This is a genomic window from Rhodococcus sp. NPDC019647 (assembly GCF_044389235.1).
GTDB classification, from domain to species: domain Bacteria; phylum Actinomycetota; class Actinomycetes; order Mycobacteriales; family Mycobacteriaceae; genus Rhodococcus_F; species Rhodococcus_F oxybenzonivorans.
In genome coordinates this window covers 112,924-138,031 of record NZ_JBIRXS010000016.1, presented here as the reverse complement: position 1 = coordinate 138,031, position 25,108 = coordinate 112,924, and the positions used below count along the sequence as shown (strand labels likewise).

At 66.7% G+C, this 25,108-nt stretch carries 22 protein-coding genes; 18 read left to right on the top strand and 4 right to left on the bottom strand.

Annotated features, from left to right (window positions below; genetic code table 11):
• The first annotated feature begins 190 nt into the window (after positions 1-190).
• From eccCa to ACH49N_RS25020, 4 genes are all read left to right on the top strand, one after another.
• Positions 191-4,192: a type VII secretion protein EccCa gene (eccCa, locus tag ACH49N_RS25035; RefSeq protein WP_358275126.1), complete on the top strand. Its 4,002-nt coding sequence runs from the start codon at positions 191-193 to the stop codon at positions 4,190-4,192.
• The gene (locus ACH49N_RS25030; RefSeq protein WP_358275127.1) at positions 4,174-5,655 is read left to right on the top strand and encodes a type VII secretion-associated protein; all 1,482 of its coding nucleotides are present in this window, start codon (positions 4,174-4,176) and stop codon (positions 5,653-5,655) included. Before eccCa ends, ACH49N_RS25030 begins: the two co-directional genes overlap by 19 nt.
• A 135-nt stretch (positions 5,656-5,790) precedes the next feature.
• Complete coding sequence (locus ACH49N_RS25025; protein WP_159925651.1) at positions 5,791-6,108, top strand: WXG100 family type VII secretion target; 318 nt, start codon at positions 5,791-5,793, stop codon at positions 6,106-6,108.
• A 48-nt stretch (positions 6,109-6,156) separates the two neighbouring features.
• Positions 6,157-6,441 carry a WXG100 family type VII secretion target gene (locus ACH49N_RS25020; RefSeq protein WP_109331548.1) on the top strand — a complete coding sequence of 95 codons (285 nt, stop codon included), beginning with the start codon at positions 6,157-6,159 and terminating at the stop codon, positions 6,439-6,441.
• 86 nt (positions 6,442-6,527) lie between these two features.
• Here the strand turns inward: ACH49N_RS25020 and ACH49N_RS25015 are convergent, their stop codons facing one another.
• Entirely contained in the window at positions 6,528-6,980 is a 453-nt protein-coding gene (locus ACH49N_RS25015) for an Lrp/AsnC family transcriptional regulator (RefSeq protein ID WP_358275129.1), read from the bottom strand.
• 116 nt (positions 6,981-7,096) lie between these two features.
• Between ACH49N_RS25015 and ddaH the strand changes: the two genes are divergently transcribed.
• The 7 genes from ddaH to ACH49N_RS24980 all read left to right on the top strand — a co-directional run bounded on the left by ddaH (position 7,097) and on the right by ACH49N_RS24980 (position 14,394).
• Positions 7,097-7,963, top strand: coding sequence for a dimethylargininase (gene ddaH / locus ACH49N_RS25010; protein WP_358275131.1), 867 nt, complete (start codon positions 7,097-7,099; stop codon positions 7,961-7,963).
• Between the two features lie 13 nt (positions 7,964-7,976).
• Positions 7,977-9,203, top strand: a complete 1,227-nt coding sequence (gene rocD / locus ACH49N_RS25005) for an ornithine--oxo-acid transaminase (RefSeq protein WP_358275133.1) — start codon at positions 7,977-7,979, stop codon at positions 9,201-9,203.
• 168 nt (positions 9,204-9,371) lie between these two features.
• Complete coding sequence (gene rplM / locus ACH49N_RS25000) at positions 9,372-9,815, top strand: 50S ribosomal protein L13 (protein WP_109331545.1); 444 nt, start codon at positions 9,372-9,374, stop codon at positions 9,813-9,815.
• Positions 9,812-10,348 carry a 30S ribosomal protein S9 gene (rpsI, locus tag ACH49N_RS24995; protein ID WP_159925653.1) on the top strand — a complete coding sequence of 179 codons (537 nt, stop codon included), beginning with the start codon at positions 9,812-9,814 and terminating at the stop codon, positions 10,346-10,348. The genes rplM and rpsI overlap by 4 nt, the downstream gene beginning before the upstream one ends.
• Positions 10,349-10,484: 136 nt before the next feature.
• On the top strand, positions 10,485-11,819 hold the full coding sequence (gene glmM / locus ACH49N_RS24990; protein WP_358275135.1) for a phosphoglucosamine mutase: 1,335 nt from the start codon (positions 10,485-10,487) through the stop codon (positions 11,817-11,819).
• Positions 11,820-11,905: 86 nt separating this feature from the next.
• Positions 11,906-12,214 carry a type VII secretion target gene (locus ACH49N_RS24985; RefSeq protein WP_358275136.1) on the top strand — a complete coding sequence of 103 codons (309 nt, stop codon included), beginning with the start codon at positions 11,906-11,908 and terminating at the stop codon, positions 12,212-12,214.
• On the top strand, positions 12,211-14,394 hold the full coding sequence (locus ACH49N_RS24980; RefSeq protein WP_358275137.1) for a hypothetical protein: 2,184 nt from the start codon (positions 12,211-12,213) through the stop codon (positions 14,392-14,394). Before ACH49N_RS24985 ends, ACH49N_RS24980 begins: the two co-directional genes overlap by 4 nt.
• A gap of 267 nt (positions 14,395-14,661) precedes the next feature.
• On the opposite strand, the gene ACH49N_RS24975 is transcribed toward ACH49N_RS24980, so the two are convergent.
• Positions 14,662-15,498, bottom strand: a complete 837-nt coding sequence (locus ACH49N_RS24975) for a dienelactone hydrolase family protein (RefSeq protein WP_159925663.1) — start codon at positions 15,496-15,498, stop codon at positions 14,662-14,664.
• 163 nt (positions 15,499-15,661) lie between these two features.
• Between ACH49N_RS24975 and glmS the strand changes: the two genes are divergently transcribed.
• Positions 15,662-17,524 carry a glutamine--fructose-6-phosphate transaminase (isomerizing) gene (glmS, locus tag ACH49N_RS24970; RefSeq protein WP_159925665.1) on the top strand — a complete coding sequence of 621 codons (1,863 nt, stop codon included), beginning with the start codon at positions 15,662-15,664 and terminating at the stop codon, positions 17,522-17,524.
• 9 nt (positions 17,525-17,533) lie between these two features.
• On the opposite strand, the gene ACH49N_RS24965 is transcribed toward glmS, so the two are convergent.
• Complete coding sequence (locus ACH49N_RS24965; RefSeq protein ID WP_358275139.1) at positions 17,534-17,905, bottom strand: cupredoxin domain-containing protein; 372 nt, start codon at positions 17,903-17,905, stop codon at positions 17,534-17,536.
• Positions 17,906-17,958: 53 nt separating this feature from the next.
• Here ACH49N_RS24965 and ACH49N_RS24960 point away from each other — a divergent pair, with 53 nt between their 5' ends.
• Genes ACH49N_RS24960 through tsaD form a run of 6 tightly spaced genes read left to right on the top strand, consistent with a single transcriptional unit; the run spans position 17,959 to position 23,371 of the window.
• Positions 17,959-19,440 carry an NAD(P)H-hydrate dehydratase gene (locus tag ACH49N_RS24960; protein ID WP_159925669.1) on the top strand — a complete coding sequence of 494 codons (1,482 nt, stop codon included), beginning with the start codon at positions 17,959-17,961 and terminating at the stop codon, positions 19,438-19,440.
• A gap of 17 nt (positions 19,441-19,457) precedes the next feature.
• A complete protein-coding gene (alr, locus tag ACH49N_RS24955; RefSeq protein ID WP_159925671.1) occupies positions 19,458-20,657 on the top strand; it encodes an alanine racemase in 1,200 nt (399 codons plus the stop codon).
• Positions 20,658-20,662: 5 nt separating this feature from the next.
• On the top strand, positions 20,663-21,151 hold the full coding sequence (gene tsaE / locus ACH49N_RS24950) for a tRNA (adenosine(37)-N6)-threonylcarbamoyltransferase complex ATPase subunit type 1 TsaE (protein ID WP_159925673.1): 489 nt from the start codon (positions 20,663-20,665) through the stop codon (positions 21,149-21,151).
• Between the two features lie 50 nt (positions 21,152-21,201).
• Complete coding sequence (tsaB, locus tag ACH49N_RS24945; protein WP_358275141.1) at positions 21,202-21,861, top strand: tRNA (adenosine(37)-N6)-threonylcarbamoyltransferase complex dimerization subunit type 1 TsaB; 660 nt, start codon at positions 21,202-21,204, stop codon at positions 21,859-21,861.
• Positions 21,858-22,337: a ribosomal protein S18-alanine N-acetyltransferase gene (rimI, locus tag ACH49N_RS24940; protein WP_159925677.1), complete on the top strand. Its 480-nt coding sequence runs from the start codon at positions 21,858-21,860 to the stop codon at positions 22,335-22,337. The genes tsaB and rimI overlap by 4 nt, the downstream gene beginning before the upstream one ends.
• Positions 22,334-23,371 carry a tRNA (adenosine(37)-N6)-threonylcarbamoyltransferase complex transferase subunit TsaD gene (tsaD, locus tag ACH49N_RS24935; RefSeq protein ID WP_159925679.1) on the top strand — a complete coding sequence of 346 codons (1,038 nt, stop codon included), beginning with the start codon at positions 22,334-22,336 and terminating at the stop codon, positions 23,369-23,371. Before rimI ends, tsaD begins: the two co-directional genes overlap by 4 nt.
• Here the strand turns inward: tsaD and ACH49N_RS24930 are convergent.
• The gene (locus ACH49N_RS24930) at positions 23,364-24,929 is read right to left on the bottom strand and encodes an Hsp70 family protein (protein WP_358275144.1); all 1,566 of its coding nucleotides are present in this window, start codon (positions 24,927-24,929) and stop codon (positions 23,364-23,366) included. The genes tsaD and ACH49N_RS24930 overlap by 8 nt on opposite strands.
• Between the last annotated feature and the right edge of the window lie 179 nt (positions 24,930-25,108).

The window sequence follows — 25,108 nt, the reverse complement described above, 5'->3', positions numbered from 1 at the left end:
ATCACGGGAACACTACGTGAGCCGGGCCGCAGCCTCCAGTGGGCATCCGGCGAAAACGCCTCCTGTATGCCGAATCCCTCGGAATGGGTTAATCTCTGACTTCGCGGGCCGAGCCCAGGGGGGCAACCGGAAGTTCCGGATCGGATCTGATGCACGGTTCGGGTCGGTTGGCGTCATGGGGGGACGGGCAGTGAGCACTATTCGCTTCGTGCGTAAAGCGCGGCGAGAAGTTCCGCGTATTCCGGGCGGCGAGGTGAGTCTGCAGGCTCCGCCGGAAATCCCGAGATTGGTCCCGGGAAATCTGCTCACGAAGCTTCTCCCCCTCGTGATGGTCGTCGCGATGGTCGGCATGATGGCGTTGATGTTCACGTCGGGTATGGCGCGCAACCCCATGTCGATGCTGTTCCCCCTCATGATGATGGTCTCGATGCTCGGCATGCTGGCGGGTGGCGGTCGCAGCGGTCCCAAGGCAGCGGAAGCGAACGAAGACCGCAAGGACTACCTGCGCTACCTCGATCAATTACGGCGTGATGTCGCCGAGACCGGCGAGCAACAGCGCAAGGCGCTCGACTGGAGCCATCCCGAACCCGGCCTGCTCTGGACCATCGCGGGAACGGCCCGCATGTGGGAGCGCCGTGTCACCGACCCGGACTATTGTCATGTGCGAGTGGGGCGGGGCAGTCAGCGGCTCGCCACTCGTCTCATCGCGCCTGAAACGGGCCCGGTGGAAGATCTCGAACCCGTTGCCGCCGTGTCTCTTCGCCGATTCGTCCGCGCGCACTCGGTGGTCCAGGAGTTGCCCACCGCAGTCTCTTTGCGGGGGTTCGCCGCCATCTCCGTCGAGGGTGAGCGTGGGGCGGCCCGTTCCCTGGTCCGGTCGATGCTCATGCAATTGTGCGCCTTCCACGGTCCCGACAACCTGCTCGTTGCGGTCGTGTGCGGTCCCGACACCCAGCACGAGTGGGACTGGGCGAAGTGGCTGCCGCACGCCCAGCACCCGGATTCCTCCGACGGCGTGGGTTCTTCCCGAATGATCTACGGATCGATTCTCGAACTCGAGTCCGCGCTCGGCCCGCAGCTGGCCATGCGGAATCGCTTCTCCCGCAATGCTCCGGCTGCTCCGGGCGTGCCCCAGTTCGTCCTCGTCATCGACGGCGGAATCCTCGAAGGCGAGTCGGGCATGATCACCGACGGGGGAGTGGATTCGGTGACGGTCCTCGACATCGCCGGATTCTGCCCGCGGTTGACGGCCACCCGCGGTCTCCAGCTGGTGGCACAGGACGGGTCGCTCGGGGCCCGCAGCGGTGCCGGTGTCGAGATGTTCGCGACGGCCGACCTCGTCAGCGCTCATCAGGCGGAAACTCTTGCGCGTCGCCTCGCGCCGTACCGTACGACGTCGCACACATCGGTCGACACGGGAGACGACGATCAACCCGCACAGACGTGGAGCCACATGCTCGGTGTCGGCGACGTCGGCCGGCTCAACCCCGATCACGCGTGGCTGCCCCGGCAGGGTCGCGCCCGCTTACGCGTCCCTATCGGCGTGGGAGTCGACGGGAATCCGGTCGAGATCGACCTCAAAGAGTCCGCGGAAAACGGCATGGGGCCTCATGGGCTGTGCATCGGAGCTACCGGATCGGGAAAGTCCGAGTTCCTCCGAACGCTGGTGCTGGGTCTCATCGCTACTCATTCGCCCGACGCACTCAACCTCGTACTGGTCGATTTCAAAGGTGGCGCCACCTTCCTCGGCCTCGAGGAGGCTCCCCACGTCGCCGCGGTGATCACCAACCTTGCCGAAGAACTGGCCATGGTCGACAGAATGCGCGACGCGCTGGCCGGGGAGATGAATCGCCGGCAGGAATTGCTGCGCTCGGCCGGGAACTTCGCCAACGTCACCGACTACGAAAAGGCGCGTCAGGCAGGCGCAGACCTCGACCCGCTGCCGGCGCTCTTCATCGTGGTCGACGAATTCTCGGAATTGCTCAGTCAGCAGCCCGAATTCGCTGATCTCTTCGTGGCCATAGGACGACTCGGTCGATCGCTGCACATCCACCTGCTCCTGGCGAGCCAGCGACTCGAGGAAGGGAAGCTTCGCGGTCTCGACAGCCACCTCTCGTACCGGATCGGGCTCAAGACATTTTCCGCCAACGAATCGCGCACAGTGCTCGGTGTCCCGGACGCCTATCATCTGCCCGCCACTCCCGGCGCCGGTTACCTGAAGTGTGACTCGGCCGAAATCGTGCGCTTTCAGGCCTCTTACGTGTCGGGAACCTACGAGGGTGGTCACGTCGACAGCGTCCGACGGCCGGGCGAGGCGCCCGTCGAGCTGCGCCCGAAAATTTTCACCGCCGCCCCCGTCGCCGTCGACGTCGTCGACATACCGGAAGAACCGTTCTCCCTCGACATCAACGAGGAACTTGCGGAAACTCGGACCACCATCGACGTCGTCGTCGAACGCATCCGGAACCGCGGTTCGAGAGCGCACGAGGTGTGGCTTCCCCCGCTCGATGCGGCACCGACTCTCGACGCGCTGCTGCCGAGGTCGATACTCACCGAACCAGTCCCGGCGCTCAGTGCGCTGCGCGCACCGATCGGGATCATCGACAGGCCCTACGATCAGCGGCGGGACCTGCTTGTGGTGGACCTGTCCGGTTCCACCGGAAACATGGCGGTGGTCGGTGGCCCGCAGTCGGGGAAATCGACTGCGATCCGAACGGTGATCATGTCGCTCGCCGCCACTCATTCGGCCGAGCAGGTGCAGTTCTATTGCCTCGACTTCGGCGGTGGCACGCTTGCCGGACTGTCGGGCCTGCCGCATGTCGGTTCGGTTGCCAACCGTCTCGACGTCGACCGGGTTCGCCGCACCGTCGCCGAGATGAACACGATCGTGCGACAGCGTGAAGCCCGGTTTCGCGACCTCGGTGTCGAATCCATGGCCGAATTCCGGCGACTGCGCGCTACCGATCCGTCCGGCGGCGCCCCTGCCGCCGGGATCGCCGAAGATCCTTTCGGCGACGTGTTCCTCGTCGTCGACGGCTTCGGTAGCATCCGGCAGGATTTCGAAACCCTGGAACAACAGATCATCAACCTTGCGGCACAGGGCCTGTCGTACGGCGTCCACGTCGTCATCACGGCGTCTCGGTGGGGCGAAGTGCGGCCGGCCCTCAAGGACCAGCTCGGCACTCGCATCGAACTCCGGTTGGGTGATCCCGCGGACTCCGACCTCGGTCGTAAGACCGCTGCGCTCGTGCCGGAAGGCAGGCCGGGTCGAGGCATGACGCGCGACAGTCTGCATCTGCTGGTCGGCCTCCCCCGGATCGACGGGAACTCCGACCCCGCCGACCTTGCGTCCGGTGTCGCTCATGCCGTGTCGTCGATCGCTGCCGCCACCCATGGCCGCCATGCTCCTGCCGTACGCATGTTGCCGGGACAGATCACTCGCGAGGCGGTTCTCGACGCCGCCGGTTCGTGGCCCTCCTACGTGGACCCGACCGAGAAGTGCCTCCAAATTCCGATCGGACTCGACGAGGCCGAACTGGCGCCCACATTCCTCAACTTCGCCGTGCAACCACACTTCCTAGTATTCGGGGACAGTGAATGCGGCAAGACGACGCTGCTGCGCAACATCTGCGAGGGCATCATGGCGTCCAACACCGCTGGACAGGCGAAGATCATCCTCGGTGACTATCGGCGCACCATGCTGGGGGTAGTGGAATCGGAGCACCTTGCCGCCTATGCGCCGTCGTCGGGCGTGCTGACCAAGAACATGAATGACCTCGCGGTTGTGCTCGAATCGCGGATGCCGCACCCGCAGATCAGCCAGCAACAAATTCGCGAGCGTTCCTGGTGGACGGGGCCGGACATCTTCGTTGTCATCGACGATTACGACCTCGTCGTGACCTCGAGCGGCAATCCGGTGGCCGCGATCGTCGAGTACCTGCCCCATGCGAAGGACATCGGATTCCACCTCGTCATCGCGCGCCGTTCCGGTGGCGCGGCACGGGCGCTGTACGAACCGGTCATCGCACGCATGCGCGATCTGGCATCCGCCGGCCTGGTGATGAGTGGAAGCCGAGACGAAGGCAACCTCATCGGAACCGTACGGGCAAGTGCCATGCCCCCCGGGCGGGGCACGTTGGTGACGCGCGGCGGCAGCGGACTGATCCAGCTCGCATGGATGCCACCGCAGTGAGGTCCGCGGTCGCGATTCACCTCACTGAATCCGGCATGTGGTCGTGTTGTCAGGACAGGGCGGTGGAGGGGCTGCCCTCGGTCCGTGTCGCAACCGACGGTTCGCTGATCACTTCGGTGCGCGAGACTTCTTCCACCGAGTCCTCACCGCTGTGCTCTATCGACGACGAGTACATCGATGTGGACGGTGGTATCGCTCCGGTCCCGGACGTGCTCGCCGCCGTTCTCCGTGGCGCGGTCGAGGCCGTGGCGGGCGGACCGTCCGTCGGCGCGGTGCTGACATACCCCACCGAGTGGGGCACGGCGCGACAGCAGGTTCTGGCCGACGCAGGCTCGGCGATCGCCGCCGACACCGTGCTTGTGCCCGTGGCGCTTGCCGTAGCCGAAATCGCCGGCGTGGCCGAGGGCGACAGCACCTGGGCGGTCGTCGAATGCCGGGCGACGGGCACCACTTCCACCTACGTGGCGGCAACATCCGGTGACTACCGCGTCGTGGAAGTCGAGCACGAATCCTCGCTGGTCGTCGACGATCTCGATCGGCAGGCCGAGGCAATCACGGAGCTGGTCGGGCGCGTCTGCCGAGGCCGGGCGCTCGACGGCATCCTGGTGACGGACCATCTCGACACCCGGCATGATCTGGCACCTGTACGGCGTGCGGTCGTGGCTGCCTTCGGCCGTGAGGTACCCGTCGAGAGCGTGTCGGGTGTGGACATCGTTCGCGCGCTCGCAATGCCGGGCAGCGATGGGGTACACGAGCAATCGATCGTCGCGATACCTCAGAGGAATTGGCTCCAACCGGTTCTGCAGCGGGAGCAACAGGAACGGACGAGGAGGTCGTGGCCGACTTTCGTCGCGGTCGCAGCGGCCCTGGCGGTGGTGACCGGAGTCGGAGTTGCTTTCATCCGATCAACCCTCGATTCCGTCTCGACGTCGACCGTCGAGGGTGTCGTTGCAGGATCACAGTCGCCGTCGGCTCCGGCGTCGTCGTCCGTTGCACCATCGCAGTCCACGATTCCTTCGACGGCGGCGGGCACGGGACGGGAAGTGTCGGTCGGGGGAGTTCGACTCACGGCGCCCGACCGATGGCGGGAGCGGCCACAGTCGGCGACACCGTTCCGGATCGAACTGGTGCCCGACGGTGGCGCGGACAGACGAATCATCGTGACGCAGAACAACCTCCAGGGCGGTGCCGGGTACGACGAGGTCGCGGTCACGCTTGCGGCGAAAATCGCGCAGCGCGGCAGACCCGAGCTGTTCGCCGAACTGGAGAAAGACGTCGTGTTCGGTGGGAGACCGGGGATCACGTACAGCGAATTCCCGGACGAGAACTCCGCGGTGAGGTGGCACGTCGTCGTCGAACGTGACCTCCAGGTCAGCGTGGGATGTCAGTTCCTGTCGGCGGAATGGGCCGAAATCGAAGCCGAGTGTGAGCACGTCGTGCGGTCACTGGAAGTCGATGAGTGATCCCGACGGGCGGCAGAGCCGAAAAACTTCCACAGTGGTGGAACCGATTGGACGGTTGATGCGTCCAATCATGTGTAGGGGTGGATAGGGCAGTCCAGTGGGGGCCGCCGCACCAGACGATCAGAAGGAGTTCCCATGGCGGGAGTTGTTACCGATGTCGGCCAGATGGAGGCCGCGGCTAACCATGTGGAGACGGTGAATGGGCAGCTGCAAGCCACTATCGCCGGCCTCAAGGGGCGTTGCGAAGAATCGTCCTCGGCTTGGGCGGGTGGCGCGCAGGATGCGTTCCAGGCACTGATGGTCCGCTACAACGATGCGTCCCGTCGGATGCAGGATTCGCTCGCCGAAATCGCCGTGAAGATTCGCGAGAACGGCAAGGGGTACGACGCCGCAGAGCAGGCCAACCAGGATGCCATCCATTCTGCCGGGGCTTCGGGATCGCTCGATCTCTGACATGCGTTCCGAGTTCGACACCGGTTACACAACAACAAGGAGCACGGAATGTCATTGAAGTACGGATTTGCCGAGCTGCAGGCCCTGGCGAGCGACATCAGGTCGAACGAGGGCAAGCTGCGCGAAACCCACGACGAGCTCCAGGGCTACGTGCAGGGTCTGGTCGCGCAGTGGGAGAGCGGTGCCCAGCAGAACTACCAGGCGGTGCAGGCCAAGTGGGACGGCGCACACAACGACCTGCTCCAGGTCCTCCAGACGATCGCCAAGGTCGTCCAGGACGGCGCTGTCGACATGCAGAGCGCCGAGGACAGGAACGCTGCTGCCTGGCTCTGACAATCCTGTGATACGCGGCAGTGCCCCGGCAATCGACGGATGCTGGGGCACTGTCGTCAGAGGTGCGGCGAAATATCTCGGTGACGTCAGCCGGCCGGTGGAATCAATCTGCTCAACACCACGCTGCTCTTCGTCTGGAGTACCGCTGGTTCCGACCGGAGATTTTCGAGCGTCCTTTCGAGGTGAGCTGTGTCGGTCGTCCGGACGCGCAGCAGTGCGTTGGCGTCACCCGTGATGGTGTATGCCTCCTGCACTTCGGCGTGTCGAGAGACGATGCGCGCGATCTCGACCGCGGAGGTACGTCCGTCGCAATACAGCTCGACGAATACCTCCACACCGTGTCCGAGTGCCTGCGGGTCGAGTGACGCGTGAAAACCGGTAATGACACCTGAGTCGACCAGTCGGTCGACGCGCCGTTTCACCGCCGGAGCGGACAAGCCGACCTCGGCGCCGATGGTGGCAAAGCTCGACCTCGCGTTGCGCTCGAGTTGCACAACGATCAGTCGGTCCAGGGTGTCCAGGCGCAACGAATCGTCCATATGGAGCAACGCTAGCGCATTGTTTGTCGCTGAGGGTGGGCGGATACTTTCTCTCAGCACCATCGGAGAACGGGGGGAACGTGCCACCGACTGTGGATATCGGCCCGGGAAGTGCAGTGGGGGACGCGACCGGGCCTGTGGCGAGTGCCGACCGGCGCGGATACCCCCGCAACTACCTGATGTGTCCGCCCACCTACTTCGATGTCGTCTACGCGATCAACGACTGGATGAGTCCGGGCGAGCAGGTCGATCGGCCCCGGGCACTCGCGCAGTGGCGCACCCTGGTGGACACGTATCGAGCGCTGGGTCACGAGGTCGTGGTCATCGATGCCGTCGAGGGGCTCCCGGACATGGTGTTCGTCACCGACAGTGGCGTGGTGGTCGACGGTGTCGCTCTCGGCGCCCGCTACCGATGTGCTCAGAGGCGAGCGGAAGCGGGCCACGTCCTGCGGTGGTTCCGCGAGAACGGACTGCTCAGACCCAGATCACCGCGTTTCGTGAACGAGGGCGAGGGCGATTTCCTCGTGGTCGGTGACGTGATTCTCGGGGGTACCGGCTTTCGGTCCGACCCTCGATCCCATGCGGAGGCTGCCGCGCATCTCGGGCGTCCTGTAGTTCCGCTGACTCTGGTGGATTCGCGCTATTACCACCTCAACACCGCTCTCGGAGTACTCGACGATGCGACCATCGCCTACCTTCCCGCCGCCTTCTCTCCGGAGAGCCTCCTCCTGTTGCGCCGGATGTTTCCGGACGCGGTGATCGCCGAGGAGAGCGATACGCAGTGGCTCGGCCTCAACCTGGTGAGCGACGGACTCCATGTCGTCTTGCCCGCGCAGGCGACGCGGCTGTCGGATCAGCTGGTGGACCGCGGCTACGACCCGGTACCGGTGGACTATTCGGAATTTCTGAAATCTGGCGGCGGAATCAAATGCAGCACAATGGAACTGCGCGGGTATCGCCAGTTCTGCAAGATGGGAAGCTGAGAGGTGAGGACCAATGTCGGAAAGTGTCGTGTCGGTATCCGGCGCCACGCGTGAGCAGCTGGACCGGGCGGAGGACCACAGCGCGCACAATTACTCACCCTTGCCCGTCGTGATCGAGTCGGGCACAGGTTGCTGGGTCAAGGACGTCGACGGCGTCGACTATCTCGATGTCCTCGCGGGGTACTCGGCCCTCAACTTCGGCCACGCACATCCTGCGCTCGTGCGCGTCGCTCGCGAACAACTGGGCCGACTCACCTTGACGAGTCGTGCGTTCCAGCACGACCGTTTCGCGCAGTACTGCGAAGACCTGAGCCGATTGTGTCGCAAAGAAGCCGTGCTGCCCATGAATACCGGCGCAGAGGCGGTCGAGACGGCGCTCAAGCTTGCCCGCAAGTGGGGGTACGACGTGAAGGGGGTGCCGCCGGGGCGAGCAGAGGTGGTCACCTGCTCCGGCAACTTTCACGGCCGCACCATTTCGATCGTGGGATTCTCCTCCGACCCGGACGCGTACACCGGGTTCGGGCCGTATCCCGCAGGTTTCGTCTCCGTCGAGTACGGGAACGCCGACGCGTTCGAGTCGGCGATAACCGACGACACCGTAGCGGTGCTGCTCGAACCGATCCAGGGGGAGGCAGGCGTCCTCGTGCCCCCGGTTGGCTACCTCGCGGCGGTGCGCGAAGTGTGCACGCGTCGCGGCGTCCTCATGATCGCGGACGAGATCCAGAGCGGACTCGGCCGGACGGGGGAGACCTTTGCCTGTGATCACGAGAATGTGACACCCGACATCTACGTTCTCGGCAAAGCGCTGGGCGGTGGCCTCGTCCCCGTCTCGGCGGTCGTCGCCGATTGGCCGGTGATGCGCGTGATCGGGCCCGGGCAACACGGAAGCACTTTCGGTGGCAACCCCCTCGCGTGCGCTGTGGGCAGTGCCGTGGTGGCGCTGCTCGAAACCGGGGAATACCAGGAGCGCAGCCGCCGGTTGGGTGCCTACCTGCACGGCATGCTGCGCGAGCTGCCTGTCCGCCATGTTGCAGAAGTACGGGGGCGTGGGCTGTGGGCCGGTGTGCAACTGGCCCAGGGGATGCCCTCCGCGAGGGCAGTGTGTGAACGACTTCTCGCGCGCCGTGTGCTCGCGAAAGATGCGCACGAGGGAACGATTCGTATCGCCCCGCCGCTGGTGGTCGAACGTGACGAGCTGACCTGGGCGGTCGAACAGCTGGCTGACGCGCTCGCCGAGTGAATTTTGACCCGGAGGCGCCGCGACCGGTATCGTTCTCCGTTGGCGTGCCGTGCGTCGCTGTGTCTTCATGCCACAGTGGCTGGCGGTTCTCGGGTCTCAACTGGCCGCCGGGAATCGCTCGACGATACGCAATGGCCAGCAGCGGATTGAACAAGACGAGGAAGTTCTGTGTCTACGTACACCCCGAAGGCCGGAGATGTGACCCGCACGTGGCACGTCATCGACGCCACTGACGTGGTGCTCGGCCGCCTTGCCGTCCAAGCAGCCAACTTGCTGCGCGGCAAGCACAAGCCCACCTTTGCACCGCACGTTGACGGCGGCGACTTCGTCGTCATCATCAACGCCGAGAAGGTTGCCATCAGCGGCAACAAGCGTGACGGCAAGTTCCTGTACCACCACTCCGGACACCCCGGTGGTCTCAAGTCCCGCTCCGTCGGCGAGGTTCTCGACAAGAACCCCGACCGCCTCGTGGAGAAGGCCATCGTCGGCATGCTCCCCAAGAACAAGTTGGGTCGCGCCATCAGCAGCAAGCTGAAGGTCTACGCGGGCCCCAACCACCCCCACGCCGCGCAGCAGCCGGTGCCATTCGAGATCAAGCAGGTGGCCCAGTGACGTCGCCGGAGGAGCAGAACGTGTCCAATCCCGAAGAGATCACCGAGGCTGTCGAGGTCGCGGCGGACGAGTACGTGTCCGTCGAAGAGCCCGAGGTTGCCGAGGACATCGAGGCCGCTGCTGCTCCGCAGGCCCCGATCGTGATCGATCGGCCCATCCAGACCGTCGGTCGTCGTAAGGAAGCGGTTGTCCGCGTCCGTTTGACCCCGGGCTCCGGCCAGTTCAAGCTCAACGGCCGCACCATCGAGGATTACTTCCCGAACAAGGTGCACCAGCAGCTGATCAAGGCCCCGCTCGTCACGGTCGAGCGTGCCGAGTCGTTCGACATCGTCGCCCTGCTCCACGGTGGCGGACCGTCCGGACAGGCCGGCGCACTGCGTCTCGCCATTGCCCGCGCGCTCATCGAGGTCACCCCCGAGGACCGTCCGGCGCTCAAGAGTGCCGGCTTCCTTACCCGTGACGCCCGCGCCGTCGAGCGCAAGAAGTACGGCCTGAAGAAGGCCCGTAAGGCATCTCAGTACTCCAAGCGCTGATGTGTCGCCGAAGCCGCCCTCAGGGGACGGCTTCGGCACCTGTTCTTCCCGAGAGCAGGCGTCCATCGTTACCGGACGCCTGCTCTCGCGCTTTATCCGAGATGTAGTGGTTTCCGAGGTACAAGGGGTCTGGTCTATGGGGCGGTTGTTCGGGACGGATGGGGTTCGCGGGCTGGCGAATACAGAGCTGACCGCCGAATTGGCGTTGCAGATCGCATCTGCCGCTGCCACGGTGCTGGCATCAGCGGATTCGGGGCGTGCCACCGCTGTGGTCGGCCGTGACCCGCGGGCCAGCGGCGAGATGCTCGAAGCAGCCGTTGTCGCCGGTTTGACGTCGGCGGGTGTCGACGTCTTGAACGTCGGCGTTCTCCCCACTCCTGCGGTGGCCTACCTCACGGCAGAGCTCGACGCTGCACTCGGTGTGATGATCTCCGCCTCGCACAACCCTATGCCCGACAACGGAATCAAGATCTTCGCCGCGGGTGGGCACAAGCTCGACGACGAAGTCGAGGACCGTATCGAATCGGTCGCCGTCGGCACGACGACCAAGCGAGCGCCCACCGGAGCCGGCATCGGGCGCGTGCGAGTGGTTGCGGACGCCGCCGATCGGTATCTGCAACACCTGGCCAAGGCCCTGTCTCACCGCCTCGACGGCCTCACCGTCGTGGTCGACTGCGCGCACGGCGCCGCCTCGGCTGTGGCGCCGACCGCCTACCGCGCCGCCGGCGCGAAGGTCATCGCGATCAACGCCCAGCCGGATGGGCTCAACATCAACGACAACTGCGGCTCCACGCACCTCGAGAGCCTGCAGAAGGCCGTGGTGGAGCATGGCGCAGACCTCGGCCTCGCGCACGACGGGGACGCGGACCGCTGCCTCGCGGTCGACGCCGGTGGCTCCCTGGTGGACGGTGACGCCATCATGACGGTCCTGGCCCTCGGCATGCGCGACAGCGGCGAGTTGGTCGACAACACGCTGGTCGCCACTGTGATGAGCAACCTGGGGTTACACATCGCAATGCGCGAGGCGGGTATTTCGCTGATCACCACCGCGGTCGGTGACCGCTACGTGCTCGAAGGACTTCGGGCGGGCGGTTTCACTCTCGGCGGTGAGCAGTCGGGGCATGTCGTGTTGCCCGCGTTCGGTACCACCGGTGACGGGATTCTGACCGGCCTGCGATTGATGGGCCGAATGGCACAGACGGGGCGGCCGATCGCGGAACTGGCATCGGCGATGACGACCCTTCCCCAAGTGCTGGTCAATGTGCGAGTCGCCGACAAGCGTGCCGTGGCCGCATCCCCCGTCGTTCTGGATGCCGTGGCGGCGGCGGAGCGGACGCTGGGTGATCAGGGTCGTGTCCTGCTGCGACCTTCCGGAACCGAACAGCTCGTGCGCGTGATGGTGGAGGCAGCGGACCTCGACTTGGCTCAACGCCTCGCCGACAAGCTGGCAGGTACGGTCGCCTCGGTCTGAGTGGCGCAGCGAATCGGTCGGTTGTGGGGAACCGATCGGCGCGCCGGCGCGTCTAAAGCAGTAGGTCGTGAAGAGAGGGTGGGGGCATGAGCGATGGACTCGAGGTCGACGTCAGGGCGGTGGCGAGCGTTGGCGTGCGGATGGTGCGCTCAGCGGAGGTGCTGAGGCAGGAGGCAATCGACGCCGGCCGGTTGGAGTTCGGCGGTGTGCAGGCCGGACGCGACTACTGTCCTCTCGGCGACGAGCTACGGAACGCACTCGCAGTCGTGTCCGTGGCACTCGACGAGTGGGCAACCGACACGGAGACCATCGGTAACAACTTCCGAGCCGGCGCCACGCGTTATGCAGGCACGGACGGTGCCTTTGCCGACGGCCTCGACCGGGTGCTTCCGTGACGACGGATCCGGCTTCGTTGATGGACGATCCGACGCTGAGCCGCGACTACAAGGAGCAGCTCCTTCAGGCCTGGGCCTCGTCCCGCGAAGAGGATGTGGCGTTGTGGCAGCCCTACTTCGACGCGTACGGCATCGACAGACGCGAACGCACGCCGTTCGCCGACGAGCGTTACAGCGCACTCCTCGCGGATGGGAGCGATGCCCGATCTGCTGCCGCCGACCGCCTCCACTTGGAGGATTGTCTGCGACCGGATTCGCTCAATGTCCCAGACGACATGCTGGACCTCGGAGCACGGGGGCTCGAGTTCTTCGAGATGTTCCTTCCTGCCGCACAGAAGCTTCAGTACGACGGCCGCGCGATCACCGAGTACCACGCGCGGTTCGACGCCGAGCGGGGAATGAACCTTCACGTGCTGGGCCGGGACATCGACACGCTGCAGCACACCCTCGACTCTGCACGCAGGGAACTCGAGGAGCACGAGGCGTGTGTTGCTGCGGTCAGCGCCGCGTGGAGTGGGGATGCAGCCGCCGCCGCAATCGATGCCTCGGGCCGCCGGAATGCCCGGGCAGTGGCCGATGTCGACCGGTTACGCGGACTGGTCGACGTGCTGTTCGAAGCGAACCTCACCCTCAGCGCCGCAGTGACGGACAAGGCGTACAGGGTGGTGTCGCTGCACCAGTCCACTGTCGCGGGATACAGCGCAGCCCAAATCGCAGTGCTGGCCGACATCGCCGTGCACGGCCGGGATGGAGACAACTCCGTCGCCAAGGATTGCATGGAAGACGCGTCGTACTGGTTCCCCGAACTTGCCGACGACGACTACCGGCACATCAACGGCTTGTACAAGGACGGGGGAGGCGGCGCTCTGCGGTGGCTCGACCGAGACGACGTCGTGAAGCGCGCGGCAGGTATTGCCCGCGCGTGGCTCGACGCGCACTTCCGGCCGGTCTACGAAGAGAAACAGCGCGAATTCGTGGCCGCGTGCGAGGCCTGCGCAGACACCGTGGAAGCGTCGTATGCGGCGGTGATCGCCGAAGCCGGAATGTTGCAGTCGGACAGCGATATTCGCTCCGTGGATCGCACCGCTCCGGGGCACTCTCCCGCTCCGCCTCCTCTCGACGCCCCGGGAACTCCCGTCGACGCTGCGCCGACAGCTCCTGCCAGTGCACCCACTGACACCGCGCCTGGGGGATTCGCTGGGCAACCGTCGGGATGGAGTTCGCCGACGGGAACGACTCCGAGTGGCACCGCCCACCCGGCACCGATGACGGCGCCGATCGGTTCCGGCAACGGAGTTCGGGACCTAGGAGTTCGGGACGTAGGAGTGGGAACGCGGGATGTACACACCGAACCCGCGACGTCCCTGCCCGCGGCCTCTCCTCCCGCGCTGCCGAGTCTCGGCGCTGTGCCAGGTCTGGCCGGTGTGCCGGGTCTTGCCGGTGTTCCCGGCATCGGGGGAATGACCGGGGTCGGCGACCTCCCCGGGGCGGTGCAGGGGTTGGCCGGTGGACTCGGCGACCTGGGGTCGCTCATCCGTCCACTGATAGAGGAGGCGGTGTCGGCTCTCACCCGCCTAGACGATGACGGGGATGTGAGGGCGGAGGAGGAGCCCGACCTCGAGGACGAGCGCGATCCGGGTGTTGGCGGCGAGGGCGGACAAGCGGTGTCTACTACTTCGGACAAGAGCCTCGAGCTGAAGCTCGACGGCAAGTCATGGACTCTGGTCGTCGATGAAGACGGTGCCGGAGTTCACCTCGACATCATCGACGGCCAAGGCGCCACGTCGCGCTTCGGTGTGGAGATCGGTCCGAACGGCCTGCCTCAGATTTTCGCAGAAACCCGTTCGGGGGAGGACCCGCTGCACCAGGCGGCGGCTGCGCCCGAGCCCGCGTCCGGCACCGACGTGCCGCAGACCGGCGCTGTCGACGCCAGACCGCCCGCCGCTCCCGACGTCGGCCAACCTGAACATCACGAGGCCGAGCCGCCGCCACCGGAGCCCACCACCGCACCTGGTCCGCAGCCCGTGACCGTGCAGAACGAGCCGCTTCCGGAAACGCTCACAGTCCCTGAGCCTCAGCCTGCACCCGCACCCGCACCTGCACCAGCACCGGAGCTTGCCAGCGGCCCGTCGGCGGCGCTCGACAGCGGCGCAGAACTCGCCGAGGCCGGACCGCTGTGAGCGAGCGGGCCGCACAGTTGCGCGCTCGACGTGCGCAGATGAGGGCGGAACTCGCGCTGTTTCGACGACGACTGGAAGAGCAGCGGGTGCGAGACGAGGCAGAAGCCACGCGACGACGGCAGCTAGCGGGGCACCCCGCACACACGAGCACGGCGGCGGACGCGGTCGCACCTGGTCACAGAGCAGCCGAGGACGACGACGAGTTCTATCGTCCCCGGAGCTGGCTGGTCGAGTAACGCCGGAACAGCCGGAGCCGTCGTAGAACGCTCAGATGTGGGGAATCAGTCCCTGGAAGCCGGCGTCCGTATTGATCTCCTGCGGATCGACGACCGTGGTGCGGGGGATGTGCGCCTCGGCGTCCGCGAAGGCCGCGTATTTCTTGTCATTCGTCAGTTCGTAGAGCAGGAACCCGGTCAGCAACGCCCGCGTCACCTGCTGCGTCTTGCGCTCGGATCCACCGATGCCGAGTGCGCCGAGAAGTCGACGCCCCTCGGTCAACCCCGAATCCGTTGCGCCGTCCACGGCGCGCAGTACGGATTCGCCGCCCCACGCCTCGGCGAGGGCCTTGGCGTTGCTGTTCATGGTGTCGATATCCGCGCCCGCCACGATCAGCCCCGGAACTGTGATCTTGGGCGCATACTTCTCCGCCTTCGGGGCGGTCGGCGCCGGGAACAATGCGGCCACCGCGGTCACGTCACGCTGTGCTGCGGCGAGCACCGCCGCGCCCGCACCCATACCGTGGCCGGCAAAGGCCACTCGATCCGGCTGAACACTGATCTGGCCGGGTCCCAGCCGGACACCGACACAAATGTCGAGAGTGGCCCGCAGATCGGTCGCGAGGCCCAGGTGTGAAGGCACCGGGCCCCGCTCACTGTTGGGCGCGGCGACGACAATGCCCCAGGACGCAAGGTGCTCCAGCGTGTTCCGGTAGTGGTCAGCTCCGGTCATCCACCCGTGCGCGAACGCCACCGCAGGCAAGTTGAAGCCGGACTCGGGTGTATAGACGACTCCCGGCTGTCCAGCCAGCGCGAGGTCTCCCCGCAGCACGCGGTGCGGTCCCCGCTTCGACAGTTCACGGGCCAGGTTCTTCAGTTTCGGCGCCACGGAGAGAACGTTATCCGATCACCTCCCCAGGGACGGAGTCCCCGCGCCGACCACACAGTGACGGAGTCCCCGCGCCGACCACACAGGGACGGAGTCCCCGGTCCCCGCGTCGCGTTGGTGTCCGACTTCGCCGCACCGTCCGGTCCAAGTACCCTGATGAACCATGTGCGGAATCGTGGGATACGTCGGCCACCGGCAGGCTCTGTCTGTTGTGGTGGAGGCTTTGCGGCGGATGGAATACCGCGGATACGACTCTGCAGGGATCGCCGTGCTCGACGGGAAGGGCGGTATGGCCGTCGAGCGTAAGGCCGGTCGTCTGTCGAACCTGGAGGCCGAACTCGACGAGGTGGGTGCCGAGAATTTCGCCGGGCACACGGGGATTGGGCATACCCGGTGGGCCACGCACGGTCGCCCGACTGACCGGAACGCGCATCCGCACCGGGACACGACCGGAACCGTCGCCGTCGTACACAACGGCATCATCGAAAACTTCGCGCCTTTGCGCGCCGAACTCGAGCAGGCGGGCGTCGACCTCTCCAGCGACACCGACACCGAGGTCGCGGTGCACCTGGTGTCGCGGGCTTATGCGTCCGGTGAGACCGCCGGGGACTTCGTGGAGAGCGCACTGAGTGTGCTCCGCCGCCTCGAGGGAGCGTTCACCCTCGTCTTCACCCATTCCGACCATCCCGACATCATCGTGGCCGCGCGTCGTTCGACTCCGCTCGTCATCGGTGTCGGTGAGGGCGAGACCTTCCTCGGCTCCGACGTCGCGGCATTCATCGAGCACACCCGGGATGCGGTCGAGCTGGGCCAGGACCAGGTGGTGACCATTACCGCGGACGGCTACTCGATCCTCAACTTCGACGGAACGGTCGCTGTGGGCCGCCCGTTCCGCATCGACTGGGATCTCGCTGCTGCCGAAAAGGGTGGCCACGACTACTTCATGCTCAAGGAGATCGAAGAGCAGCCGGCTGCCGTCGCCGACACTCTCCTCGGGCACTTCTCGGACGGCAAGATCGTCCTCGACGAACAGCGGTTGTCGGATCAGGAGCTGCGCGACGTCGACAAGGTCTTCGTCGTCGCGTGCGGCAGCGCGTACCACTCGGGTCTGCTCGCCAAGTACGCAATCGAGCACTGGACCCGGCTGCCTGTCGAGGTGGAGCTGGCCAGCGAGTTCCGTTACCGCGACCCCGTCCTCGACCGCTCGACGCTCGTGGTGGCGATCTCCCAGTCCGGTGAGACTGCCGACACCCTCGAGGCTGTGCGGCACGCCAAAGACCAGAAGGCGCGCGTCCTCGCGGTTTGCAACACCAACGGTGCCCAGATTCCCCGCGAAGCCGACGCGGTTCTCTACACCCGTGCCGGTCCGGAGATCGGCGTGGCGTCGACCAAGGCGTTCCTTGCGCAGGTCACCGCGAACTACCTCGTCGGTTTGGCGCTGGCCCAGGCGCGCGGCACCAAGTACCCGGACGAGGTGGCGCGCGAGTACGCCGATCTCGAGGCGATGCCGGAGCTGGTGAGCAGGGTCCTCGGGACGGTGGGTCCGGTCCGTGCGTTGGCTCGGGAACTGGCGTCGTCGTCGACGGTGCTGTTCCTCGGCCGGCACGTGGGTTATCCGGTGGCGCTCGAGGGCGCGCTGAAGCTCAAGGAACTGGCGTACATGCACGCCGAGGGCTTCGCCGCCGGTGAACTCAAGCACGGCCCGATCGCGTTGATCGAGGACGGGTTGCCGGTCATCGTCGTGATGCCCTCTCCCAAGGGTCGCGCGGTGCTGCACTCGAAGCTGCTGAGCAACATCCGGGAGATTCAGGCCCGCGGTGCGCGGACCGTCGTGATCGCGGAGGAAGGCGACGAGGCCGTGCGGCCGTTCGCCGACCACCTGATCGAGATTCCGGCGGCGCCGACGTTGCTGCAGCCGTTGCTCTCGACCGTGCCGTTGCAGGTCTTCGCCGCCGAGGTCGCGCAGACGCGCGGGTACGACGTGGACAAGCCCCGAAACCTCGCGAAGTCCGTCACGGTCGAATAATGGCTCCGCTCAGGTGACGACGATGGTGCCGCGCATGTCGGGGTGCAGGGAACAGGTGTACTCGTAGGTTCCGGGCTCGGTGAAGTTGTAGGTGAAGCTGCCCGTCTGCATCAGAGGACTGCGCAGTACGCCCTTCGCCTCACCGACGCCCGCCACGTCGTGGGTGACGCCGCGATCGTCGAAATCCCAGGTGACAGTCTCACCTACCCGTACCGTGAGCCGGGCGGGCGAAAAGGCCATGTCGGCGACCTCGACGACCGGACCGCTGGGCTGCTCGTTCACCCCGGCGGATTCCGAACTGCAGCCGGCGAGCGCACCCGCGGCCGAAATGCTTGCGGCCAGAGCGACTCCGACGATCCGGGACCTTGCACGTTCACGCATGCCGTCGAGCGTAGTCTTGCCTCGGTACCGACCGTTCCGGACGAGGAGTGCCCATGCGGGGCTACTACACCCCTGACGAGATCCGAGCGGCCGAGGCGCCGCTGCTGACATCCCTGCCCGACGGCGCTCTGATGCGACGCGCAGCGCACGGACTCGCGGGCGTGGTGGTTGCGGAGTTGCGCGCGCGGACCGGGGGAGTCGCCGGGCGGGCCGTGTTGCTGCTGGTCGGTTCCGGGGACAACGGAGGCGACGCCCTCTGGGCCGGCACCTTCTTGCGTAAGCGTGGAGTCGGGGTCACCGCCGTGCTGCTGAAACCCGAGAAGGCGCATCGGGCCGGACTGGCGGCCTTCCGGCGAGCAGGCGGACGAACAGCCCGCGCGCTGGAGGAAGTCGGCACGCCCGACCTGGTGATCGACGGGATCGTCGGGATATCCGGGAGGGGAGCCCTGCGCCCTGACGCGGCGACTCTGGTCGCGTCCATGGAGGCGCCGATCATTGCTGCGGACCTGCCCAGCGGGGTGGACCCGGTGACGGGTGCCGTCGAGGGGCCCGCGGTACGGGCGGCGGTCACCGTGGCGTTCGGTGCGCTGAAACCGGTACATGTCCTGGCTGCGGCGCAGTGCGGGCGCGTCGAGGTGATACCCATCGGGTTGACGCTCGGTGATGCCGGGATCACGTCGCTCGATGCGACCGAAGTGGGAGGGGCATGGCCGGTGCCCGGTCCGCACGACGACAAGTATTCGCAGGGCGTCGTGGGCGTGGTCGCCGGGAGTGAGCAGTATCCCGGCGCGGGAGTGTTGTGCACCGGGGCCGCCGTCTCGGCCACGTCCGGCTTGGTCCGCTACGCAGGTCCGGGCGCGTCGGAGGTGCTGGCTCACTGGCCGGAGGTGATCGCGACGACGGACGTCGCGAAAGCGGGACGGGTCCAGTCGTGGGTGGTGGGTCCCGGTATGGGCACCGACGATGCGGCACGTCGTGCCCTGCGGGCCGTGCTGGACACCGACGTTCCCGTCCTCGTGGATGCGGACGGTCTCACCCTGCTGGCCGAAGACCCCGGCCTGGTGCGCTCCCGGTCGGCGCCCACCCTCCTGACCCCGCATGCAGGTGAGTTCACACGCATCACCGGAAGCGATCCCGGACCGGACAGAGTCGCGGCCGCCAGGTCGCTGGCGGCGGAGTGGGGGACGTACATCCTCCTCAAGGGCCGCGCCACGGTGATCGCGGCGCCGGGTGGGCAGGTATTCGTCAACGAGGCGGGCGGTTCGTGGTCTGCCACGGCGGGTGCCGGGGACGTTCTGGCGGGCATTGTGGGGGCCTTGCTGGCCGCGGGGACAGTCCCGGACCGGGCGGCTGCGATGGGGGCACGCGCGCACTCGCTCGCGGCGAACGTGGCGGCTCGCGGTGGCCGGGGAGATCTCGCAGCGGGACGCGGGACGGCGCCGATCTCCGCAGGAAATCTGCTCGCTCATCTGAGGGAGTCGATCAGAGTTCTCCGTGCAGGTGTGTCACCCGAGGAAATGGCGGTCCATCGGTGAATGGCAGGATCGGAGGTATGACGCTTGCCGAAGCAGTACCGTCGGACGAACACGGCCGGGTCGAGCCCGCCGATTCCGCCCACGCGACGCCGGACCCGCAGGCCGAAGCAGTGGTCGATCTGGACGCTATTGCACACAACGTCGGAATTTTGCGCGAGAAAGCCGGCGACGCGGCAGTGATGGCCGTTGTCAAAGCGGACGGCTACAACCACGGCGCCGTCCCAGTGGCGCGCGCGGCGCTCGCGGCCGGTGCGGCGGAACTCGGCGTGACAACGGTCTCGGAGGCCCTCACGTTGCGCCGGGCAGGTATCGGCGCACCGATCCTCGCCTGGCTGCACACCGTCGACGCAGACTTCGCCCCCGCTATTCGAGCGGACGTCGAGCTCGGGGTGTCGTCACCGCGGCACCTCGCCTCCGTCGTGGCCGCGGCACGGGAGGTAGGCACCCCGGCGACCGTGACGATCAAGGTCGACACCGGATTGAACCGCAATGGCGTCGCGCCCGACGAGTTGGCGCAGGTTCTCATCGACTTGGCGCGTGCACAGGCCGAGGGCGCGGTACGGCTCCGAGGCATCTTCTCGCATCTCGCGCACGCCGACGAGCCGCATCATGCGGTGATCGACGCCCAGTGTCACCGGTTGTCGAGCGCGGTGGCCGACGCCAAACGCCACGGCCTGGTTCCCGAGGTGGTGCACCTGTCCAACTCCGCGGCCACTCTCACGCGCCCGGATCTTCGTTTCGACATGGTGCGCCCCGGCATTGCGATCTACGGACTGTCGCCAGCCCCCGAACTCGGCGAATTCGGGCTGCGTCCTGCGATGACTCTGCGTTCGCGCGTCGCGCTGGTGAAAAAGGTGGCTGCAGGTGAGGGCGTGTCCTACGGCCATCAGTGGATAGCGCCGCGGAACACCGTGGTGGCGCTGTTGCCGTTCGGGTACGCCGATGGGCTTCCCCGTTCGCTCAGCGGACGATTCGAAGTCCTGCTCGGTTCGGAGCGTCGTCCGGGGATCGGACGGGTGTGCATGGACCAGGTCGTCGTGGACCTCGGACCGGACGGCGGCGGCGTCCGCGAGGGCGACACCGCTGTCTTCTTCGGCAACGGTGATCACGGTGAACCACACGCCCAGGAGTGGGCGGACAAGCTCGACACCATCCATTACGAGGTGGTGACCGGAGTGCGTGGGCGGACCGTGCGGACCTATGTCGGTGGGCGGTAGGTCTCGTGTCTGCCGAAGACAGAGTGCTGGCGGTGAGCGGGACCGTGGTGTTGCCGACAGCCGCCGACACCGAAAGATTCGGGCGTGATCTCGCCCGGGATTTGGCACCAGGGGATCTGATCATCCTCGACGGACCTCTCGGTGCGGGAAAGACCGCACTGACGAAGGGGATTGCTGCCGGTCTCGGTGTTCAGGGAAGAGTGACATCGCCCACATTCGTGATCGCCCGGGAACATCGTCCGGGGGTGCGTCCCGGCGGCGGGACTCCGGTGGGCATGGTGCACGTGGATGCCTACCGTCTCGGGGGCAGCGGTCCGCACGCCTTGGACGAACTCGACGCCCTCGACCTCGACACCGACCTGGCCGAAGCGGTGGTCGTGGTCGAGTGGGGTGAGGGCATCGTCGAGCAGTTGGCCGACCGGCATCTCCGGGTGCGCTTGAGCCGCGAGCCCGAGTCGGATGTGCGCACCGCCGAGTGGGAGTGGATTTCCTGACGGGTCCGGGGCGCGGGAGCCGTGCTGACGTGCGAGTACCCTCAGATACCGTGCTTGTTCTCGCCATCGATACGTCCACACCCGCCGTGACCGCCGGAGTCGTCCGGTTCTCGGCAAGATCCGCGCCCGCTGACGCGGTGGACACCCTCGCGGTGCGCGTGACGGTCAACCCGCGCGCCCACGCCGAGGTCCTCACGCCGCACATCCTCGAGTGCATTACCGAGTCGGGTCACAGGCCGGCTGATCTCGACGCGATCGTGGTCGGGGTAGGCCCGGGACCGTTCACCGGCCTCCGGGTCGGAATGGCTACCGCAGCGGCTTTCGGTGATGCCCTGGGCACACCGGTGTACGGAGTCTGCAGCCTCGACGCGATCGCCGCGCAGGTGCACGGCGAGCGGAATCTCCTCGTCGTCACCGATGCGCGCCGCCGTGAGGTCTACTGGGCCCGCTACTCGGCGGGCCGACGGGTGGAAGGGCCCGGCGTGATCAAGCCCCGCGAGCTCGAGCCGATGCCGTCGGAGGTGGTGGCGGGGTCGCCGTCGCACGTCGACTTCTTCGACCTCCCGGTCGAACCCGTCGAAACACCCTCGCCCGCAGGTCTGGTCGAGGCTGCTGCGTCGGTGCTGGCCGGTGGGGACGTGCCGGAGCCGCTCGTTCCGCTCTATCTGCGACGACCGGATGCGGTCGAATTGGCGGATCGCCCGAAGTGACGTTCTCCATCGAACCCATGGTCGCCGCGGATGCCGAGCGGTGCGCCGAGCTCGAGCGCCTGCTGTTTGCGGGCGACGGACCTTGGAGCGCAGCTGCATTCCGTGCCGAGCTGGCGGCGCCGCACGTGCGGTACGTGGTGGCGCGCACCGACACCGGGCGGGTGGTGGGATATGCCGGACTGGCCCTGCTGGGCAATCCTTCACATCCCGAAGCGGAGGTGCACACGATCGGGACCGACCCGCAGTACATGCGCCGGGGGATCGGCGGAGCGCTTCTGGCCGAACTTCTCCGACTGGCCGATGCGCGGGGCGGACCGGTTTTTCTCGAAGTGCGGACCGACAACGACGCGGCGATCGCACTGTATCGACGTGAAGGATTCGACATCGTGGGAACCCGAAAGCAGTACTACCAACCGAGCGGCGCGGACGCGTACACCATGCGTCGCGCCGGAGCGGGTGAGGAGCCGGTGCAATGATCGTCATGGGTATCGAAAGTTCGTGTGACGAAACCGGAGTCGGTATCGTCCGGTGGAACGGCGACGGTACGTGCGAGCTCCTCGCCGACGAGGTGGCCTCGAGCGTCGATCAGCACGCCCGCTACGGCGGCGTGGTGCCCGAAGTTGCGTCCCGCGCGCATCTGGAAGCCATCGTCCCGACGATGCGGCGTGCGCTCGCCGCAGCGGACATCAGCAAGCCGGACGCACTCGCCGTCACCATCGGTCCAGGACTCGCCGGGGCACTGCTGGTCGGTGTCGCCGCCGCGAAAGCGTACGCGGCCGCCTGGGATATTCCGTTCTATGCGGTGAACCACCTCGGTGGCCATGTTGCGGTGGATACCCTCGAACACGGACCGATGCCGTCGTGCGTCGCGTTGCTGGTGTCGGGCGGACACACCCACCTGCTGCATGTCGAGGATCTCGCGAAGCCGATCACCGAGCTCGGCACCACCGTGGACGACGCGGCGGGAGAGGCGTTCGACAAGGTGGCCCGCCTTCTCGGACTCGGATTTCCCGGCGGCCCCGCACTGGACGCCGCAGCTCGAGACGGCGATCGGGACGCGATTCCCTTCCCCCGCGGGATGACCGGGCCCAGGGACGCGCGGCACGACTTCTCCTTCTCCGGCTTGAAGACCGCGGTCGCGCGGTATGTCGAATCCAAGGAGCGTGCCGGCGAGACCTATTCGATCCCCGACATCGCCGCCAGCTTCCAGGAAGCCGTGGCCGACGTCCTCACGATGAAGGCGGTACGCGCCGCCCGCGACACGGGCGTGGACACGTTGGTACTCGGCGGCGGTGCCACCGCGAACTCACGCATCCGCTCGCTCGCCGAGGAACGGTGCGCCGAAGCCGGTCTCACGCTGCGCGTGCCGAAACCGCGATTGTGCACCGACAACGGGGTCATGATCGCTTCGCTGGGAGCACACATCGTCGCAGGGGGTGCAGCGCCGTCACTGCTCACCGTGGCGAGCGATCCTGGCCTCTCGGTGGCCACCAGTCAGGTATTCACCTGAACGGGAAGACACTCGGGGGCGCGAATGCCGGAGTCGGCGCCACGGGCATCGGCGCCGGAACCACCGCAATTCCCTCTTCGGCGTCACCGATAGGCGGCAGCGGCGCGGGCGCGCCTTCCGGCGGCGGTGGCAGTGGCGCACTCTCAGCGGGCGGTGCGCTCTCTCCAGGCAAGGGTGCGACAGGGCTCGGTTGATCCGGGGTCGACTCCCCGGGAACCTGCGGCCACAGCGGAGGAATAGCCGGCCATTCGATGTGCGGCCAATCCGGTTGAGTGGGATCGGTCGGAGGCCGGGGCGTCGGCGCGGGAGTGGTGGTCGGCGCCGGTGGTGTCGTGGTGGGAGGCGTTGTGCTCGTCGTGGAGTCGGGCATCCGCACAGCGCTCCGATCCCACCCCTGGGACGACGACGTGGTCGGCACACCCTGCTCCGGGGTGAAGTCCGACGTCGGTGTGGGATCGTACGACGGAATTCGCGTAGCAGCCGGTGTGTCCGTACTGGGCGCGTGCTGCTGCGACGTGTGGAAGGTGTCGCTCCCGGCGGGCGCGACATTGGGGTCGGGTGCCGGCGCGAGTTCACGTACCCCGTACCCCAGTACCAGTCCGCCCACCACCAACGCGCCGACGAGTGCGCCGGACACCTTGGCCGTCGAACTGGGCCGAGTCGACTCCGTGGGCGGGTACTGCTCGATCGCCTTGGACACGGCAAGGAGTGCGGCGCCTTTGGCGGTGGCGGTTTCCGGTTCGGGGACGGCGACGACACGGGCAGTGAAGGCCCTGCGCACCGCTGCCCGCAACGCGGGAATGTTCGCTCCGCCCCCGACCAGCGCGATGGCCTCCGGTGCGCGTGGTGAGTCCGAAACGGTGGATCGGATGAACTCGACAGCGACCCGAATCACCGGTGCCGCGAAGTCTTCGAAGGCGCTGCGACTGAGGCGGATCGGCGCCATGCCCCGGAACTCGACGTCGACCGTGGCATTCAGGTCGGTCGACAGCTGCTCCTTCGCGACGCGGCAACGCTCCGAGAGCAGTTCGCGATCGAGATGCCGCAGGTGGTGGGGGGTGGCGAGATTGGCGACGGCGTACTCGAACACGAGGTCGTCGATCGCGCTGCCGCTCACCTGCGCGGTGCGGTCGGCGTGCAGCACGGTGCCGTCGACCTGATCGACCACCGAGACCGACAAACCGGACTCGCCGAAGTCGACGATGGCGACCGTCGCGTGCTGGGCAATTTCACCGGTGTGGCGTAGATACGTGAGGGTGGCAGCGGCTTCCGGCACGAGGTGCACACGATGCCGCTGCCTGCTGACGGCACTGCGAATCGAATGGGCCTGTTCCGGAGTGCGGTACGTGACGGCGAATGCGTCGGGGGTCGTGGGGTCGGCAGGCACCTGGGTGGTCATGAGGGAGATAGAGGAACGGACGAGGTCACCGAGGTCGGTGTGGGCCTCGTCGGCCGACAGGTATCGGAACTCGACGCTCTGCGAACCGTTGGAGTCGGTGGTGACGAGGGCGGAACCGACTCCGGCAGCACCCGTGGACATGCCCAAGGACATATTCATTCCACACACCCCCTCCCACATTGTCGCGTCGTGCCCTGCTGTCTTTCCCGGAACGCCCTCCACAAGAAGCATCCCTGCCCCATGAATCGGCGACCGTTACCCGAACGTTACAGAAATCTGGTGGCTTTCGCTCTCGAGTTTCGCTCCGACGAGACGAGGATGGCGCTCGATATCCGGTC